Raw genomic sequence first — 19,706 nt, forward strand, 5'->3', positions numbered from 1 at the left:
CCCTTACGCAGGTAGAGGGGCAACAGGAATTTTGATTGACCCGCGCTGCATGGGAACGTATAATGGTATTCAGAAATAATTAAGAGATAATTCAGAAAGAGAGGTTTCAAAATGAACAGACCGGTAACCACTTTATTCATGTTGATGTCCGTAGACGGCAGAATAAGCACAGGGGCGAATGATACCCTTGATTTTGACCAGGATTTGCCGAAGATAGACGGAGTCCGGGAAGGCCTTGGGCAGTATTATGAAATTGAGCAGACTACGGATTTGTGGGCGTTGAATTCCGGGCGGGTACAGGCCAAAATGGGAGTCAATGAGAAACCCGTTCCTCCCAAAACGCCGGTTTCTTTCGTAATTATAGATAATCATCATCTGAATGAACATGGTATCCGCTATTTTTGCGGGCGGTCTCAGAAATTTGTGCTGGTTACCACCAATCCCCGTCATCCGGCTTTTGAAAGCAAAGAGGAAAACCTCAGTATTATATTTCAGGAAACACTGGATTTGAATGGGGTGCTGGAACAGCTTCGGGAAAATTACGGCTGCGAGAGGATTACCCTGCAGACGGGAGGAACTCTGAACGGAATGTTTCTGCGGGAAAAGCTGCTGGATTATGTGGATATTGTGGTGGCGCCGGTGCTTGTGGGCGGACAGGACACCTCCTCGCTGATTGATGGAAAATCCCTGACCGGACAGGAGGAACTGGACCGTCTGGGAATCCTGGAACTGACAGGCTGTGAGACGCTAAAGCATTCTTATCTGCGGTTAAAATATAAGGTGGTTCGGTAAAAAAGGCCGGATTTGTGGCAGAAGCATGGGAGGAATCATACAGGGAGCGCACAGGATGAACAGTATTTACCGTGATATTTTCAGAGCCATCCACGAGGGCAAATGGATGAGCATTGAATACCGCAACAAAGAAGAACAGATTTCAAGGTACTGGATTGGGATTTATGACCTGAATCCGGCGAAGCGCACATTGAAAGTGGAAGGGCTGCACCTTTGCAGGTATACCACCGAGACCTTTGAACGAATCTATATTGATTCCATTCTGTCTTCCTCCATCGTGGAGGGCTCTTACTGTCCCGTAAATGAGAAGCTGGTGCGGGATATGGAAGAAAATCCCCGCAAATATAAAGGGCTGTTTGACCATACGGTGAACCTGAAAATACTGAATTATCTGGAGCAGTGCAACCGCATGGACACGGTTCCTTATTATTCTGATTTTGAACTGGTACGGTATCTGGACCGGGAGAGCTTTCAGGGTGAAGCATACCTGCTGAACGAAGAACAGTTCCGTATGATTGTGCAGCAGTTCCAGTATAAAACCGACGAGCAGCGAAACCGGGAAGGCAGGCTGAAAATCCGGCAGCTTGCCATGAACGTCCTCAGCATCCATACGCCCAGGGGGCTGTATGTACTGGCTTACCGGAAATTGCAGCTGGATGTCAGACAGAGAATTCTGCGGCCTGACGATGAGATTGTCATCTGCACGGAATATACGCTGGACGGGGTGAAGGAGAGTGTACGGAAATTTCTGGACGGGGATGAATATGAGCTGTTAAAAGAGTTTGAGAAGAATCAGGAACAGATTAAAGAATGCATTACAAATCACAGAGGGCAGGCATTGGGTGTGGACGATATGCCTTATCTGATTGGCCTTGGCATGGATATTATCCTGGATTTGCACAGAGAATATGAGGCCGTTACAGACATGTATCAGAAACAGGAAGTGACAGCGCCCATTCAGGCCTTTTTCGGAGAAATGGTGCGCAGGCCCCGCCGCAGAAAAGCATATCCGGTGGTGCTTGCGGAGCAGAAGGTGAATCTGGACCAGCTTCTGGCCATCAACAACGCCATGAAATATCCTGTTGCCTATATCCAGGGGCCGCCGGGAACCGGAAAGACCAGCACCATTATCAATACCATTGTCACTGCCTTTTTTAATGAAAAAACCGTGCTGTTTGTGTCCTATAACAATCACCCCATCAACGGTGTGGTGGAAAAACTCCTTTCCATGAAATACCAGGACAAAACCATTCCCTTTCCGGTGCTGCGTCTGGGAAACAGCGAGAAAATGCAGGAAGCGCTGGAGCATATCCGGGCAGTGTATGAGCAGACCGTTTCTGTTAAAATATTTGCTTCCACGCTGGACAGGAACCGGGAGGACAGAATTGAGCGGGCCAGAAAACTTTCCGATTTGCTGCGCAGGTATGAAGAACTGCTGGATTTGGAAGAACGGAGAGAAACCATCAGCCGGGTACTGGAATACGAAGAAGGAGGCAGCCTGTCTGTGCAGATGCTGCCTTTCCAGGCGGATTTGCAGGGCAGGCAGATGGAGCAGGTAAGGCGCAGAATGGAAAAAACAGGGAGTATTACCGAAGAAGAAGCATTTTCACTGCTGGACGACAATGTGGAAGACCTGAAAAAATATCTGTACTACACTTCCGCCGGATATATCCGGAAACTGGATTTGCCCAGGCATAAGGACTTGAAAGAAATTGTATTCAATGAAAATAAAAAGACACGTCTGGAGGATTTTTCCAGATATCTGAGCAGGAAAGAAAATATCAGAAAGCTGCAGGAAATATTTCCCGTAGTGGCCACCACCTGTATTTCCGCCCACAAACTGGGGGAGCCGGCGCCCATGTTCGACATGGTGATTATGGACGAGGCCAGCCAGTGCAATACCGCCGTTTCACTGGTGCCCGTTCTCCGGGGCAGCAGCCTGATGATGGTAGGGGACCCGCAGCAGCTTAATCCGGTGATTCAGCTGGAAGAAATGGTCAACCAGAAGCTCAGGAAAAAATATAACGTTCCGGAGGAATACGACTATCGGAAAAATTCCATTTACAAAACCTTTCTGGCCTGTGACGCGGTCAGCGATGAGATTCTGCTCCACTACCACTACCGCTGTCACGAGAAAATCATCGGATTTAACAATAAAAAATATTATAATGAAAAGCTCTGCATTAAAACGGAAAGTTCCGAACAGGAGCCTTTGCTGTATCTGGATGTGAGAGACAGCCAGAGCAGCGGGAAAAATACCGCCCCTGGGGAAGCGGAGGAAATCATAAAATATGCGGCCGGAAACAGGGACAAAACCATAGGGGTGATTACGCCTTTTGTGAACCAGAAAAAACTGCTGGAAGAAGGCCTTAAGAAAGCCGGCCTGTCCAATGTGGACTGCGGTACTGTCCATGCTTTTCAGGGAGATGAAAAAGATATTGTGCTGTTTTCTACTGCCATTACCTCTCAGACCCAGGCAGGTACTTACGAGTGGCTGAAGAATAACAAAGAGCTGATTAATGTGGCCACCTCCAGAGCAAAAGACAGGCTGATTGTACTGTCAGACCTGAAAAATCTGGAGCGGCTGCACCAGCAGGACGGAGAAGACGATTTATATGAGCTGATACAGTATACCAGGAAAAACGGGAAATCCCAGGTAACCGGAAAGCAGGCAAATTCCAGAGCCCTTGGCGTAAAGCCTTTCAGCTCAGCCACAGAGGAGGCATTTCTGAAAAATCTGAATCATGCGCTGGAAAATATCTGGCTGACCCAGAACCGTTTTCAGGTACAGCGGGAAGTGGCTGTTTCAGAGGTGCTGCCGGAGCAGGGGGCGGCTCTGTTTTATTCTGACCGGTTTGATTTTGTGGTGTATGAGCAGCAGAGAGAACGGGAAGTACCGGTGCTGGCCATTGAGCTGGAGGGGCGGGAACATCTGGAAGAGGAAGTGAAAAAGCGGCGGGAAGAAAAGAAACAGGAGCTTTGCCGAAGGTTTGATTTGCAGGTAATCCGGGTGGAGAATACCTATGCCAGACGGTACAACCATATTAAGGAAATTCTCATGAACTTCTTCCGCAACAGTTAATTCCGTAACAGTTAATTCCGCAACAGTAATTCAGGGTTGACAAGGAGAGACTACTGTAGTAGTATGAACATATAGACTACTGCAGTAGTTTGGGAGGATTTGCGATGGACATAAAGTTATTTGATTCCGAGCTGAAGGTGATGGATGTGTTATGGCGGGAAGGAGACAGCACTGCCAAATACATCTCCGATGTGTTAAAGGAAGAAGTGGGCTGGAACAAAAATACCACCTATACCTTAATCAAAAGATGTATAAAGAAAAGGGCCATTGAGCGCTGCGAGCCGAATTTCATGTGCCGGGCCCTGATTCCCAAAGAGGAAGTCCAGGAAGCGGAAACACAGGAGCTGATTAACAGGGTGTACGATGGCTCTGCCGACAAGCTGTTTGCGGCCCTTCTGAGCAGGAACCAGTTATCGCCGGAGCAGATTTGCAGACTGAAACAGATAGTGGAAGAACTGGAATGAGGTGACAGCGGATGAAGATGACGGAAGAACCGGAGCGAGGTGACAGAGGATGAGTTTGTGGGAAATGAGCATTGCAGGTGGCATATTGATTCTGGTGATTCTTCCGGTGCGCAGACTGCTTCGCAGCAGGCTGCCGGGAAGGACGTTTCTGATGTTGTGGACGCTGGCTTTTCTGCGCCTGATGGTTCCTGTTTCCGTGGCGGCGCCTTATAATGTCTGGACACTGATGGAACATTGGGGAATGGAATTAAATCTGCCGCAACAGCCGGAAATGTTTCGGTGGGCAGATACGGAATGGGACAGCAGTGAGAATTCAAAAGGAAATTCCCATGCAGGAAATGCAGAATCCGAAACGCAGAGTTCGGCGGGAACCGGCAGGGAGAATGGAATGATGTCTCCGGATTCCGGGAAGCAGGCCGGTGAGTTCCCGCTTCCTCTTTCTCCGGGGCAATTCATTTATCTTTCCGGAGTATTGGTGACAGCAGGATATTACATGTTTACGTATCTGAAATGCTGCCGGGAATTTCGTACCGCACTGCCGGCAAAAGACAGGGCTGTCCGGGAATTTATCAGCGCCTTTCCGGTGAAACGCCGGGTTCAGGTGCGCCAGACCAGTCTGATTGCAACACCCATGACTTACGGTGTGCTGCGTCCTGTGATTTTGCTTCCCAAAGGAATGGAATGGGAAGATTCCAGGCAGATGGAGATGGTGCTTACCCATGAACTGGTGCATATCCGAAGATTCGATGTGGTCAGAAAACTGCTGCTCCTCCTTACGGTGTGCGTGCACTGGTGGAATCCGCTGGTATGGGTGATGTATGTACTGGCCGGCCGGGATATGGAACTGGTCTGTGACGAACGGGTGCTTCAGTATTTCGGACAGGAATCCGGGAAGGCTTACGCCCTTTCTCTGATTAGTCTGGCAGAGCGGAAAAGTAATTTTGTATCCTGGGGGAATGGTTTCGGAAGATTTTCATCTCACAGAAATCTGCCCTTTGGCAGAAATGCAATGGAAGAAAGGATTGTTGCGATTATGAAAAAGAAAAGATTCAGTCTGGCAGAAGTAACGGGAGCGGCAGTGCTGGTGGTTTTTATCGCTGTCTTATTTGCCACTTCCGCATCCGGAGAAAGTACGGAAGAAGCATATGCAGAAGAACAGGGCACGATGGAGCATGAGGCAGTATATGGGGAACAGGAGGAAGAAAATGACAGGCTGACTGTTCGGATTCCGGTACCTCATGTGCCTTATGTGGACGGCAGTCTGCACTCGGAAGAAAGCGTTACTTATGAGCAGATATACGAAGAGCAGGAGAAAAGCGGATTTATCAATCTGGAAGAGGCCCAGGCAGAGGGCTCATATGATGCGTCAGGAGAGGCACTGGAAACAGACGGAATTACCTGTATTAATTTTCCAGAGGAATACAGTAAGTACGGTGTGACAGAAGAAGGAAAATATAAGGGAAAACAGATTGCAGTCCTGTATGACGCCAGAAACTTTATTTTCTGTGACGGATGCGAGGGTATTCCGAAAGAGGAGAGAGCATACCTGCTGGTGAAGCGTGACACAAAAAATAACATAATTTCTTTTGAGGAAATAACCAGAGAGGAAATGCAGAAGTCGGTGGAAGATACGGGGCTGGAGCTGTGAAGCAGTCATTCTCCTGTTCACAACAGAAAACCGGCGATTAAAAACATTTTGCTCACCGCAGGCCTGCCTCCTTCCGAAATGTGATACGAATCACAGGGTATGTTCAGGATATCTGTGATTTGAATAGAAGCAGCAGAAATGCGAAAAGGATTTCGGATGAACAGACAGGAGGTTAGCCTATGAGAATCAGCGGAATGAACAACGGAACAATGCCCCGGCCGGGGCAGGCGGGACTGCAGCAGGCAGATTCCGTAAGTAAAAATATTCAGAAAAAGATTGTGGATAAGCAGAAAGAACTTCAGAATCTTTCTTCTAATCAGGAACTGGATATGGAAACAAAACGGAAAAAGCGTCAGGAAATCATGCAGGAAATTCATGATTTGCAGAACCAGTTAAAGCAACACCAGGCAGAACAGCGCAGAGAAGCTGCCAGCGGAGCGAAAAATCAGGAAAAGGGAACATCCATGGAGGATATGTTGGGTAGAAACAGGCGGACATCCGCAGGAAAAGGGAAGCAGTCCGAGCTGGCTCAGGCAGGCATGGAAACCATGATTTCCGCAGATGCAGCCCTGAATCTGGCCCAGGCACAGGGCAGTGCGGCGAAAGAAATGGAAAACCGGGCCGCCATTTTGAAAACGGAAATCAGACAGGATGCGGGACGCGGTGATGTGACAGCCAAAAAGAAAGAACTTGCGGAGCTGGAGCAGCGGGCAGAACATGCGGCGTCTGCGCAGATGGACACACTGGGAGAGGCAGACAAGGCCATACGGAACGCTCAGGCTTCCGGCAAAACAGCAGAAAAGCCTGAAGATAAGAAGGCAGAAGAAGAGGAAACCGAAAGAACTGACGGGCAGAAAAAAGAAGAACAGAAAAAAGAAGAACAGAAAAAGACTTCCATTGACATTTATCTGTAATATGATATCTGACTGTAAATGCAAGGGGACACTCCGGAACAGGGGTGTTCCTTTGCATTTACAGCCTGTGCACATGAAAATGAGTGGGAGAATCTTTCATTTATAGCATAAAACAGGCCCGTTTATGACATCGGCAGAATGTTTGCCCATATTTCTGCCGATAGTAATACCAGGAAAACCAGGAAAACCAGGAAAAAGAAAGGCAGGTGCCCCATGCTGTCCATAGCGGTATGTGATGATGAAATCCTGGCCTGCAGCCAGATGACAGGAAGAATAAAAAAATATTGGAAGAATGGAATGTGCTCTGTGAAGTGTGCCGGTTTATCAGCGGGAAGGAACTGCTTCAGACTTCAGAGCAGTTTGACATTATATTTCTGGATATTATTATGCCGGAGCCCTTCTGGTATCTGGTAAAACCGGTGGAAGACTGGCGGCTTCGGAAAGTTCTGAAACAGGCCATAGAGAAAATCCGGAGACAGCCGCGGGAGTTTCTGGTCATTACCAGCGAACGGCAGAAAAAGAAAGTGTTTCTGGCAGATATCTGCTATTTTGAAATCAGAGGGAGGATGATATATGCCCATCAGTCCGAAGAAGTCTTCTGTTTTTATGAACAGATAGGGGCGCTGGAGCAGCAGTTACAGGGAAAAGGGTTTTTCCGGTGCCATAAAAGCTATCTGGTAAATCTGGGCCGGGTCAGAGGATATAACCGGCAGGAAGCTACGCTGGATGACGACGGGAAAATTATAATTGCCAAAAGAAGGTACGAGGCTTTCTGTCAGGTACTGCTGGAATATATGAAAGAAAACGGAGGTATTTTATGAGCCGGGAAGGGTGGTCTGTATGTCTGAATATGTTCTGGTGGGGCGGGTATGCTTTCTGAGTCTGCATCTTTTGATGTTTCCCGGAGAAACGTCAAAAAAACTGCTGGCAGCGGTGATTTCAAACGGGGTGCTGAAACTGGCAGGCACGGTGGGCGGCTCCTGCTTTTCCATTGCCATACTGATTTTGCGCCGTGGAATAAGGGGAGAAGGGATTGTAATTTACAGCGGAAAAGAAGAAGCTGTGGCAGTAGTTTCTGAACTGGCCACGGCGGCGGTACTGCTGTATCTGCTTCGGCCGCTGCTATCATCCGTTCTGGAGAAAAAGAGCAAAAACTGGTATGTTATGCTGGCGGTTCCGCTGATGTTTCTGACTGTCCTGACGGATATTGTAACCTGGGGCGCTACAAAGGGAATTATGTTCCGCGGAGCGGACAGATGGAACCTTTCTTATAATCAGCTTTTCAGCCATGGGGCCAATCTGGCGCTGGCTCTGCTTTGTATGTGTGCCGGAGGAGGTTATATGTTCGGCATGGACAGAATTTACAGGGAACAGAAACGCGGGGAGCAGTACCGGTCCCAGGTGGCGGTTTATAAAATGATGGAGGAACAGTATCGGCAGATGGAGCGTCTCAGGCATGATATGAAAAATCATGTGACCGGCCTCCAGGGGCTCCTGGAACACCGGGAATGGGAGAAAATGAAAGATTATCTGGAACGGATGGCAGAAGCCGGAGCTTTCTGTAAAAGTGAGGAAGCCACAGGAAATAAAGTGGTGGACGCTTTGCTGTATCAGAAATTTATTACCATACAGTCCGGCGTCCGGAATTCTTTTTTCCTGCTGGAAGCCAGAAACAGCATAAATCCGGAGCCTGTGAAAGGTGCGGCCAAAGACGGTAAAACAGGAAAGAAAGCAGATGGAACAGGGCTGTCTAATATGAGGGAAGCTGCCGGAAAATATAACGGAACCGTGAGAACGGAGCCGGGATATTCGGTATTTACCGTTTCCGTGCTGCTGCCTCTGCCGGAATCTTACATGACATCTGAGAAGCCTTTTGATACAGAAAGCTAATACCTGAAACAGCTTCGGACGAGAAGAAAGGTAAAGACAGAAAAGGAGGAAGGCTATGCATGTAAAAACCATGGAAGGCCTGGCGGGAGCCAGCACAAACTATAATCTTTTGAAAGTGCCTGTGAGAGTATTCAAAGAAGCCAGAAGAAGAGGCGATATGGGTACCATGGAACGGGCTATGGAATATGCTTCAGATTTTGCCGGAAAAACCAGAGCGTATCAGGAGAAAGCGGAAGAAGGCATGAAAGAGGAAGCCGTAGAAGCGGAAGAACGGAAAAAGCTGGAACTGGAAGAGACCATCGAGAGACGGAGAGAGGAACACCGGGAGCTGGAGGAACAGACAGAAAGCAGTAAAATTCCTCAGACAGACACGCTGGAAGTAAGCGAGGAGGGAAAGAAACTGTCAGAAAGCCTTAACTGTTCCCGTCCGGAAATTCCACAGGAGAAACCGGAGCCGCCGCAGAACCCCCTGCTGTATCATCAGACGGGAACCGCCAGTCCGGCAGAACCTGCGGAAGGATTCATCCATATTTCCATTTAAAAAATACGCTGCAGGCAAAATATCCGGATTTCATTCAGGAGGCTGCTGCAAAACAGGCGTTGTATACAGAATATGGCATTCAGACTCTTTGGTCTTATGCATATATTGTATACCGGCTGTGTTTTGCAGCAGCCCTTTTTGAAAGGTATGGAAATCAGTTGCGGGAAAAAAAGAACTGTGATATAATGTGGGCAGACATTGTGTTGCCTGAAATACAGGTCGATAAACTGTGAATTATAAGATATAATGAAGCTATTTGCGGAAGCATCGGGAAAAAGGAGTTGTTTTAATGAATTTACTGGATGAATTGAGAGAACTGGGAGTAAGCGTGGATGAGGGCGTAAAACGTCTGGGAGGAAACGCCGCCATTTATAAGAAAATGCTGGGTACATTTCTGAAAATGATGAAGACATATTCTTTTGAGCCTGATTATGATAATGAGGCTTATGATGATATTACGGAGAAGGCTCATGCCATTAAGGGAGCAGCCGGTAATCTTTCCGTTACCCCGTTATATGATGCATATACCGAAATTGTGAACCTGCTGCGGAGCGGCCAGCCGGAGGAAGCAAGAGAGGTTCTTGTGAATATACTGCCTGTTCAGGAAAAAATCTTAAATGTCATAGAAAGTTCTCTGTAAAGTAAGTAATAGCGGACTGGTAAAATAAGTAATAACGGGCTGGTAAAATGACAAAAGAGTATAAGAAAATATTAATCATTGATGATTCGGAAGTAGATCGCGAAGTGCTGAAGACGATTTTGAGTGAAGAATTTTCCACCCTGGAGGCTGAGAACGGTTCTGTGGGGGTTGAGAAGATTCTGAAAAACGGGAACAGCCTGGACGCGATTCTTTTGGATGTATCCATGCCGGTAATGGATGGATTTGGCGTATTGAAACGGCTGGAAGAAAACAGAGTGAACAATATTCCGGTTTTTCTCATTACTGCGGAAGCTACCAGAGAAAATGTAGCCAACGCCGCCCGGTACCATATTTCCGGTTTTATCCGAAAGCCCTATGACCGGGAAGAAGTGCTCTGGCGGCTGGAAACCAGACTGGGAATGCTGGGCAGAAACAGCCTTTCGGAAGAAGATATTCAGGAGACAGAGAAGTACATTGCAGATCTGGAAAGTATATACCGGAGATTTCTGAAAAATTTCGGACAGGACTGCGGCCATTATGAGCGCATGGCAGATTTGCTGGAAATCCTGCTGAACGGGTATTATAACGATTTGGACGAAACAGATCAGGTCTATGTAAAACTGGTAAGCAAAGCAGCATTTTTCTGCGATATCGGCAATATGCTGCTTCCTAATAATTTTAAATTCAAATCATCAAAACAGGATGAAATGAGTAACGATATATACGGCCATACAGGAGCCGGTTCCAGTATTATCCACCTGAATTATTCCAGACATTGTGAATATTTTGTACATATATGCGGAGACATGTGCGCTCATCATCATGAGCGGTATGACGGAAACGGATTTCCCCATAGAATTATGGGAAATCATAATACGGTTTTTACCCAGCTATGCAGGCTGGCCGATGAGTTTGACAGTATGTTCTACCGCTATCGCGAGCACAACAATATGCAGTTTGAATTTGTACGGGGAGCACTGGTACGTGATACGGGCGCGGTCAGACCGGAACTTCCGGGACTGCTGGTAAAGTGTAAGAGAGAGATTGACAGATACTATAACGCAGTGAATTAGAATGTGTGTGGTGTGGAGGAATATATGGAAACAAATATTAAGAGATTTTTGAGAAACAGCTTTATCAGCGTAATTAGTATATGTGTCATTGTATTTATCGGGCTGGTGCTGATTATGGGGAAGCGGACAGAGAGTACCATTGATGAAATCAGTGAGATTTATATGTCCGAAATGAATACACAGATTCAGCAGAAATTCAGCACGGTAATCGGTTTGCGGCTGGAACAGATTGAAGGCATTGTAAAGCGTACGCCGCCGGAATCGGCTGTTTACGGAGAAGAACTGCTGGAAGAACTTGCCCTGGGCGGAGAAGTAAGGAATTTTGATTTTCTGGCTCTGTATGGGGAAGACGGTACCATAGAAAATATTTACGGAGATGAGCTGGACGTCTTTCAGGATGAAGGGCTTCTGGAGTCTCTGAAAAATGACGGCAGTATTGTGGCAATGGGAATTAACCACAGGGGGGAGCGGATGCTGATTCTGGAAAAACAGGCGGAATATCCCATGGAAGACGGCGGCAGAAGCGTTGCCCTTCTGGCGGGCGCTCCCATGGATTATCTGAAAGAAGCGCTGTTTCTGGATTCAGACGAAACGCTGATTTACTCTCACATTATTGATTCTAAAGGAAACTTTGTAATCCGGAGCGGAAATGCATACCGGGAAAGTTATTTTGACCGTATCATATCGGAAGTGCGGGATAATCATAAAGGAGGAGCGGAGGAATATATAAAGGAACTTCAGGAGGCCATTGAAAACGGAGAGGCCTATTCCAGGCTGGTTTCCATCAATGGAGAAAAGCGATATACATACTGTACGCCCCTTGCGGAAAATCTGGACTGGTATCTGGTTACGGTTATGAACAGTGAAGCCATGGATACGCCTATCAGCAGTCTGGATGTACAGCGTCTGATTATTATGATTGCTTCTTCCGTGATGATTCTGGTTGCCATGTCCGTGATGTTTATCAAATATTTCCGGTTTTCCATCCGGCAGATGGAAGATTTGAATGAGGCCAGAAAGAAAGCAGTTCAGTCAGATAAGGCAAAAAGCGAGTTCCTTTCCAGCATGAGCCATGATATAAGAACGCCCATGAACGCCATTATCGGAATGACGGAAATCGCATTGAAAAATATTAAAGACCCGGAGCGTGTGGTAGACTGTCTGGGCAAAGTGAAGCTGTCAAGCAAGCATTTGCTGGGACTGATTAACGATGTTCTGGATATGTCCAAAATCGAGAGCGGCAAGATGACGCTGAATATGAATCAGATGTCTCTGCGGGAGGCGATGGATGATATTGTGAATATCATGCAGCCTCAGGTGAAAGCCAGAAATCAGTATTTTGATATCTTTATCCAGTCCATACAGACAGAAAATGTATTCTGTGATTCGGTGCGTTTAAACCAGGTGCTTCTGAACCTGCTATCCAACGCTACCAAATTTACACCGGAAGAAGGACGGATTGACGTACATCTCTACCAGGAGGATTCTCCCCAGGGAGAAGAGTATGTGCGCACCCATTTTATTGTGGAAGATACGGGAATCGGAATGTCAGAAGAATTCCAGAAGAAGATTTTTGACAGCTTTGAGCGGGAAAATTCTGACCAGGTGGCAAAGATTATGGGAACCGGTCTTGGAATGTCCATTACAAAGGCCATTGTGGATCTTATGGACGGTACCATTGAACTGAAGAGTGAACAGGACAAAGGAAGCAGATTCCATATTGCACTGGATTTGAAGAAATCTGATATAGATGAGAAGGATATGATGCTTCCCCACTGGGATGTGCTGGTGGTGGATGACAACGAGCAGTTATGTACCAGCGCCGTGGCAAATCTGCAGGAACTGGGGGTACATACGGAGTGGTCGCTGGATGGCCGGCAGGCAATCCGCATGATTGAAGACCGGCATCTTCAGAACAATGACTACGATTTTGTTCTGGTAGACTGGAAAATGCCCCATATGAACGGAATTGAGGTAATCCGCGAAATGCGGAATGTGACTCAGGGCAAGAAAGTGCCTGCATTCCTGATTTCCGCCTATGACTGGAACGAACTGGAAGAAGTGGAAGAATCTGAAATTGAAGGATTTATTTCCAAACCTCTGTTTAAGTCCACCTTGTACCTGTATCTGCGGAAATATATGGAGGGCATTACCTGCGAGGAAGATGAGGAAGAAGAAATCGACTTTGAAGGAAAGCATATTCTTCTGGCGGAAGACATTGATGTAAACTGGGAGTTTATCAGTGAGATTCTCGGTTCCGTGGGCCTGATTCTGGAGCGGGCAATCAACGGCAGAGAATGCCTTGAGAAATTTGAAGCGTCAGAAATCGGCTTTTATGATGCAATCCTCATGGATATCCGTATGCCGGTGATGAACGGTTATGATGCGACGGTGGCAATCCGTAAGCTGGAACGGTCTGACAACGGTTTGCCCATTATCGCCATGACGGCAGATGCATTTTCCGATGACGCCCAGCACTGTCTGGAGGTGGGGATGGATGCTCATATTGCCAAACCCATTGATTTGAAAGAATGTATGCGTACCTTACAGAAATACCTGGAACAGGATGAATAAAACAGGAAGAAAGACGGGGCTGCCGTATCGGGCAGCCCTGTTTTGAAGTCCGGAATCAAATATGCCGGACAGCGTGCAGACGGGAGGAAACAGATGGAAGATCTGACCACAAAGCATTATAAATACATGGATTTGGAAAAACGGTACCACATGATTTACCCGGAAAGCTCCAATGCCACTTATACAAGTCTGCTGAATTATTCCGATGATCTGGATAAACCCTTTCAGCGGTGGTACCGCTATAAAGAAGGATTTTCCACAGAAATGGTGGAACAGCTGATTCAGGAATATTCCGTACATAAGAAGGGTGTAATCCTGGACCCTTTTTCCGGAAGCGGAAGTACGCTGCTGGCGGCAGAGCACATGGGATATGAGGGAGTCGGATTTGAAGTGAATCCCTTTTCCTGTTTTCTGTCCCGATGTAAGCTGGAACCCTGTTCCGGGGAAGAACAGGAACAGTTTCGGGAAGCGTCTGAGGAGATTCTGGAGCAGGCGGCGGAGCCGGGAACGGACTATGTGCTGCCCGGACTTTCCATCAGCCATAAAGTGTTTGATAAGCAGGTGGAAGCATATTTTATGAGGGCCGGAGTATTAATAGAATCTGCCCCCCATCTGACAGAAAAAGTGCGGAATCTGCTGAAGCTGGGCTGGCTGTCCTGTCTGGAGCCCCTGTCCAATTACAGAAAGGCCGGGAACGGACTGAAAATAAAGAAATATGTGAAACCCAGAGTGGTGACGCCGGAGGACGCCCATAACATGCTGCTGGAAGAATATCGGAAGATATACACGGATTTGCAGGAATACCGTCAGCCGGGAAATATCCGGCTGTATCAGGATTCCTGTCTGAATATGAACCGCTATCTGGAGGAAGACAGCGTGGAGGGAATCATATTTTCCCCGCCCTACGCCAACTGTTTTGATTACACGGAAATCTATAAGCTGGAATTGTGGTTTGGAAAGTTTGTGTCGGACTACGGAGATCTGAAACAGCTTAGAAATCAGTCCCTCCATTCTCATCTGAATGGAGATCTGAGTTCCGAACCGGAGCCGGAAAGCCAGATTCTGGAAGAACTGCTGAAAGAATTAGAGGACCGGAAGCTGTGGGACAAAAAAATTCCCAGAATGCTGGGCCTGTATTACCGGGATATGTTTCAGGTTTTAAGAGAGAGCTACCGTGTTCTGGAAAAAGAGGGGTTCTGCTGTATTGTGGTGGGAAATTCCGCCTATGGCGGCGTGGTATTTCCGGCAGACCTGATACTGGCGGAGTACGGAGAAAGGATTGGATTTGATGTGGATAAAATAGAGGTGGACCGCTATATTATCACCAGTTCCCAGCAGTATGAAAAGACGAAAGAAACGGGAAAATATTTAAGGGAGAGTGTGGTATGTCTGAGAAAGAACAAATAGTGGAAGTGGAGACGCTGCCTGATGAAATCCTGCAGGGGGCCACATATGTGATTCAGCAGCCCAATCCCAACTCATACACCCATGGCATGTTTAAGTATCCCTGTAAATTCATACCGGAACTTCCGGGATGGGGAATCCGCACCTGCGCCCGGAGGGAGGAAGACATTGTGTTTGACCCTTTTTCCGGAAGCGGGACAACGCTGCTGGAGGCAAATCTCCGGGGTTTCCATGCCTGCGGCACAGAGATAGACGACATTGCGAAACTGATTATCAAAGTTAAGACCACTCCGCTGAACAAAGAACAGATGAAGCTGCTGGATGAAGAATTTCAGCGGATTCTGGACAGAACTTTCAGGGGGAACGGAATGTGTTACCGGCCGGAAATTGATAATCTGGAACACTGGTTTTCTCCGGAGGTAATTGCGGAACTTGGCCGGATGCGCATCTGTACGGAAACAATTACCGAACAGGCGGTGAGAGACTTTTTCCATCTGTGCATGGTCTCCATTATAAAAAAAGTTTCCAATGCGGATGATACATCTCCCAAACCCTATGTCTCCAATAAGGTAAAAAAAATACCGCCGCCGGTGGAACGGGAATTTACCTCCGTATTCCGCAGGTATCGGCAGATGGTTGCGGAACTGTCAGCAGTGGAACATCTGGGGACTACCAGGATTCTTGCGGGGGACGCTCTGGATTTTTCCGTTCCGGGGGGGATTGGTCTGGCTGTCACATCTCCCCCCTATATCAATGCCTTCGATTACGGAAGAACCATGCGTCTGGAAAATCTGTGGCTGGGTACACTGACGGAAGATTCTCTCCGGGAAAAGAAAAAGCAGTATGTGGGAACGGAAAAAATTAACGCGAAAGAGGAAGACCAAAGACTGGATATACTTGAAAAAAGCAGTCTTTTAAAAGAATATTACGGTAAAATCGCGGTGCAGGACCGGAAACGTGCTTTAATTGTAAAAAAATTTTTTGAGGATATGGAAACAAACCTGAAAGCAGTCCGCAGCCAGATGGAGCCGGGAGGCCGTTATATGATTGTGATTGGCAACAGTACCATCCGGAAAGTTACGGTGGAAAGCTGGCGGGTACTGGAGGAAATTGCCTGTACAGCAGGTTACCGTACCTGGAGCCGGTTCAGCTATGTCATACAGAATCCCTATATCAGAATTCCAAGAAAAGGGATGGGCGGAAAGATTGGCAGGGATTATGTTCTGGTGCTGGAGCGTGTATAAAAATGTGTATAAAAATATATATAAGAATAAAATATGTCTGAGGATGGAGCGTGTGAAGGATGGAGCGGAATACGGAAGCAGAACATATGGAAAAGAGTATTCGGAAAAAATTTCACAAAGAGCTGTTTTCTCCTTTTGCGAGAGCAGTCAGGGATTATAAGCTGATACAGGAAGGAGATAACATCGCAGTCTGTATTTCCGGCGGAAAGGATTCCATGCTGATGGCCAAATTGTTTCAGGAACTGCAGAAACACCGGAAAGTGTCATTTGATTTGAAATTTCTCGTGATGGACCCAGGGTATCTGGAGGCGAACCGGAACATGATTGAGGCGAACGGGGCGCGGATGGGGGTGCCCCTTACGGTGTTTGAATCAGATATCTTTGAAGCTGTGTATGGAATTGAGAAATCTCCCTGTTATCTCTGTGCAAGAATGCGCAGAGGACACCTCTATCATCAGGCCAGGGAGCTGGGCTGCAATAAAATTGCACTGGGCCATCATTACGATGATGTCATCGAGACAATTCTGATGGGAATGCTCTACGGCGGACAGATACAGACCATGATGCCCAAGCTGCACAGTACGAATTTTCCGGGAATGGAGTTAATCCGCCCCATGTATTATATCCGGGAAGACGCCATCCGGCGCTGGCGGGATTATAACGGTCTGAAATTTCTTCAGTGCGCCTGCCGGTTTACGGAGAACTGTGCTTTTGAGGGGCCGGACCGGGAATCTGTTTCCAAACGGAAAGAAGTCAAGAGGCTGATACAGGAATTAAAACAGACAAATCCTTTTGTGGAAGCCAATATTTTCCGGAGTGTGGAAAATGTGAATCTGAGCACTGTGATTGCTTACAAGGAACAGGGCGTAAAACATCATTTTCTGGAAAGCTATGACAGATAAGAAGGGATTTGGAAAATTTCCGGTTGACTTATCGGAAAAAAGAGTGTATAGTATCTGTAAACCAATAACCTACTAAACACATAGGAAATAGAGGAAAAGGAGAAAGATATGAGCAGAATACCATACACGGACAGGAAGTTAAAATTTGAAACGCTGCAGCTTCATGTGGGACAGGAGCAGCCGGATCCGGTTACGGACGCGCGGGCAGTTCCAATTTATGCCACATCTTCTTATGTATTTCACAACTCCGATCATGCGGCGGCCCGGTTCGGCCTGAAAGATGCGGGAAATATTTACGGAAGGCTTACCAATCCCACGCAGGATATTTTCGAACAGCGGATTGCCGCTCTGGAAGGAGGAGTTGGGGCATTGGCCGTGTCTTCCGGGGCAGCGGCAGTTACTTATACCATTCAGAATCTGGCGAAAAGCGGGGAACACATAGTAGCGGCCAACAATATATACGGAGGAAGCTATAACCTGCTGGCACATACGCTGCCGGAATATGGAATTACCACAACTTTTGTGGAGCCTTCCCGCCCGGAACATTTTGCAGAAGCCATACAGGAAAATACCAGAGCCGTATTTATCGAAACGCTGGGAAATCCCCTCTCGGATGTAAGCGATATTCAGGCCATCGCAGAAGTTGCCCACGAGCACAGAATTCCGCTGGTGGTGGATAACACCTTTGCGACACCGTATCTGGTGCGGCCCATAGAATACGGTGCGGACATTGTGGTGCATTCCGCTACGAAATTTATCGGCGGACACGGAACGGTCATCGGCGGCGTTATTGTGGACAGCGGTAAATTCGACTGGGAGGCTTCCGGGAAATTTCCTGGTCTGACAGAGCCCAATGAGAGTTATCACGGAGTAGTTTTCGCACAGGCGGCGGGACCGGCGGCCTTTGTTACAAAAATCCGGGCCATTCTGCTCAGAGACACCGGGGCCACTCTTTCTCCGTTTCATGCATTTCTGTTTCTGCAGGGGCTGGAAACATTGTCTCTGCGGGTGGAGCGCCATGTGGAAAATGCATTGAAGGTGGTGGAATACCTGAGCGGCCATCCTCAGGTGGAACAGGTACATCATCCTTCCCTTTCCGAAGACGCAGGGCAGCAGGACCTGTACCGGAAATACTTCCCGCACGGAGGTGGTTCCATTTTTACTTTTGAAATCAAAGGGGATGACCGGACAGCCAAAGATTTTATTGACAATCTGGAACTGTTTTCCCTGCTGGCAAATGTGGCGGACGTGAAATCCCTTGCCATCCATCCTGCTTCCACCACCCATTCCCAGTTGAATGACCAGGAATTAAAAGAACAGGGAATCTGCAGAAATACCATCCGCCTGTCTGTGGGCACCGAGCATATTGACGATATTATTGAAGATCTGGAACAGGCGTTTCAGGCTGTAAACAGCAAATAATTTATGAAAGGAAACAAGAACATGTCAAATATTTATCAGGGAACTCTGAATCTGATTGGAAACACCCCTCTTGTGGAGGCGGCTAACCTGGAGAAAAGCCATGGACTGAAAGCAAAGCTCCTGGTGAAACTGGAATATTTTAATCCGGCGGGCAGTGTAAAGGACCGTATTGCCAGAGCCATGATTGAGGATGCGGAAGCTGCGGGTAAGCTGAAAGAAGGTTCCGTAATCATTGAACCTACCTCCGGAAATACAGGAATCGGCCTTGCAGCCATTGCAGCCGCCAAAGGGTACCGGTTGATTCTCACCATGCCGGAAACCATGAGCGTGGAGCGCAGAAATATTTTAAAGGCTTACGGGGCGGAACTGGTGCTCACAGAGGGCGCAGAAGGCATGAAGGGGGCCATTGCCAGGGCGGAAGAACTGGCAGAGGAAATTCCGGGCAGCTTTCTTCCCGGACAGTTTGAAAATCCGGCAAATCCGGAAATCCACAGAAAAACTACCGGGCCGGAAATCTGGGCAGATACCGATGGAAAGGTGGATATTTTTGTGGCAGGGGTTGGAACCGGCGGCACCATTACCGGGGTGGGAGAATACCTGAAATCACAGAATCCGCAGATTCAGATAGTGGCAGTGGAGCCCGCTTCCTCTCCGGTACTGTCCCAGGGGACAGGAGGCCCTCATAAAATTCAGGGAATCGGCGCAGGATTTGTGCCGGCTACGCTGAATACAGAGGTGTATGACGAAGTGATTCCGGTGGAAAATGAGGATGCTTTTGCAGCGGCAAAAGAGATTGCCAGGACAGAAGGAGTCCTGGTGGGGATTTCTTCCGGGGCCGCGCTGCACGCGGCTCTGGAGCTGGCAAAACGTCCGGAACAGGAAGGAAAAACCATTGTGGCGTTGCTGCCGGACAGCGGAGACCGGTATTATTCCACACCATTGTTTGTGGATTAGGAAATTTCGATTCGCGTTTCTCAAATGTTCGCCCTGTTCATGTTTTTTTGCGGTATAATATCAGTACGTCTCCGGCATTCTGCTGCCGGAGAGGTTACAAAAGAAAAATGCGGCGGTTCAGGTGAAGCCCCGAACTGTTGCAGAAAAGTAATGGAGGGGTGA

At 47.7% G+C, this 19,706-nt stretch carries 15 protein-coding genes and 1 pseudogene; all 16 read left to right on the forward strand.

Translation table 11 applies throughout. The annotated features are described in order from the left end of the window. Positions 1–111 precede the first annotated feature (111 nt). Positions 112–792, forward strand: a complete 681-nt coding sequence (locus VSQ32_00005) for a dihydrofolate reductase family protein (protein ID MEH2941281.1) — start codon at positions 112–114, stop codon at positions 790–792. Between the two features lie 55 nt (positions 793–847). Beyond that, positions 848–3,874: an AAA domain-containing protein gene (locus VSQ32_00010; GenBank protein ID MEH2941282.1), complete on the forward strand. Its 3,027-nt coding sequence runs from the start codon at positions 848–850 to the stop codon at positions 3,872–3,874. A gap of 104 nt (positions 3,875–3,978) precedes the next feature. Then, a complete protein-coding gene (locus VSQ32_00015) occupies positions 3,979–4,338 on the forward strand; it encodes a BlaI/MecI/CopY family transcriptional regulator (GenBank protein MEH2941283.1) in 360 nt (119 codons plus the stop codon). A gap of 49 nt (positions 4,339–4,387) precedes the next feature. Then, positions 4,388–5,986 carry a M56 family metallopeptidase gene (locus tag VSQ32_00020; protein ID MEH2941284.1) on the forward strand — a complete coding sequence of 533 codons (1,599 nt, stop codon included), beginning with the start codon at positions 4,388–4,390 and terminating at the stop codon, positions 5,984–5,986. Between the two features lie 179 nt (positions 5,987–6,165). Beyond that, positions 6,166–6,900: a FlxA-like family protein gene (locus tag VSQ32_00025; GenBank protein MEH2941285.1), complete on the forward strand. Its 735-nt coding sequence runs from the start codon at positions 6,166–6,168 to the stop codon at positions 6,898–6,900. Positions 6,901–7,184: 284 nt separating this feature from the next. Next, positions 7,185–7,721 carry a LytTR family DNA-binding domain-containing protein gene (locus VSQ32_00030; protein ID MEH2941286.1) on the forward strand — a complete coding sequence of 179 codons (537 nt, stop codon included), beginning with the start codon at positions 7,185–7,187 and terminating at the stop codon, positions 7,719–7,721. A gap of 19 nt (positions 7,722–7,740) precedes the next feature. Then, on the forward strand, positions 7,741–8,790 hold the full coding sequence (locus VSQ32_00035) for a GHKL domain-containing protein (protein ID MEH2941287.1): 1,050 nt from the start codon (positions 7,741–7,743) through the stop codon (positions 8,788–8,790). Between the two features lie 55 nt (positions 8,791–8,845). Further along, a complete protein-coding gene (locus VSQ32_00040; protein ID MEH2941288.1) occupies positions 8,846–9,331 on the forward strand; it encodes a hypothetical protein in 486 nt (161 codons plus the stop codon). 289 nt (positions 9,332–9,620) lie between these two features. Then, on the forward strand, positions 9,621–9,971 hold the full coding sequence (locus VSQ32_00045; GenBank protein ID MEH2941289.1) for an Hpt domain-containing protein: 351 nt from the start codon (positions 9,621–9,623) through the stop codon (positions 9,969–9,971). A gap of 47 nt (positions 9,972–10,018) precedes the next feature. Continuing rightward, complete coding sequence (locus tag VSQ32_00050; GenBank protein MEH2941290.1) at positions 10,019–11,044, forward strand: response regulator; 1,026 nt, start codon at positions 10,019–10,021, stop codon at positions 11,042–11,044. Between the two features lie 24 nt (positions 11,045–11,068). Beyond that, positions 11,069–13,618 (forward strand): response regulator, encoded by a 2,550-nt coding sequence (locus tag VSQ32_00055; GenBank protein MEH2941291.1) that lies wholly within the window; start codon positions 11,069–11,071, stop codon positions 13,616–13,618. Between the two features lie 93 nt (positions 13,619–13,711). Continuing rightward, positions 13,712–15,025, forward strand: coding sequence for a DNA methyltransferase (locus VSQ32_00060; GenBank protein ID MEH2941292.1), 1,314 nt, complete (start codon positions 13,712–13,714; stop codon positions 15,023–15,025). Beyond that, positions 15,004–16,266, forward strand: coding sequence for a DNA methyltransferase (locus VSQ32_00065; protein MEH2941293.1), 1,263 nt, complete (start codon positions 15,004–15,006; stop codon positions 16,264–16,266). The genes VSQ32_00060 and VSQ32_00065 overlap by 22 nt, the downstream gene beginning before the upstream one ends. A 77-nt stretch (positions 16,267–16,343) precedes the next feature. Continuing rightward, a pseudogene (locus tag VSQ32_00070) lies at positions 16,344–17,168 on the forward strand (ATP-binding protein). A gap of 108 nt (positions 17,169–17,276) precedes the next feature. Then, entirely contained in the window at positions 17,277–18,590 is a 1,314-nt protein-coding gene (locus VSQ32_00075) for an O-acetylhomoserine aminocarboxypropyltransferase/cysteine synthase family protein (protein ID MEH2941294.1), read from the forward strand. 21 nt (positions 18,591–18,611) lie between these two features. After that, on the forward strand, positions 18,612–19,544 hold the full coding sequence (gene cysK / locus VSQ32_00080; GenBank protein MEH2941295.1) for a cysteine synthase A: 933 nt from the start codon (positions 18,612–18,614) through the stop codon (positions 19,542–19,544). Positions 19,545–19,706 lie beyond the last annotated feature (162 nt).

The sequence above is a fragment of the Lachnospiraceae bacterium JLR.KK002 genome (assembly GCA_036941025.1).
Classification (GTDB): Bacteria; Bacillota; Clostridia; order Lachnospirales; family Lachnospiraceae; genus Petralouisia.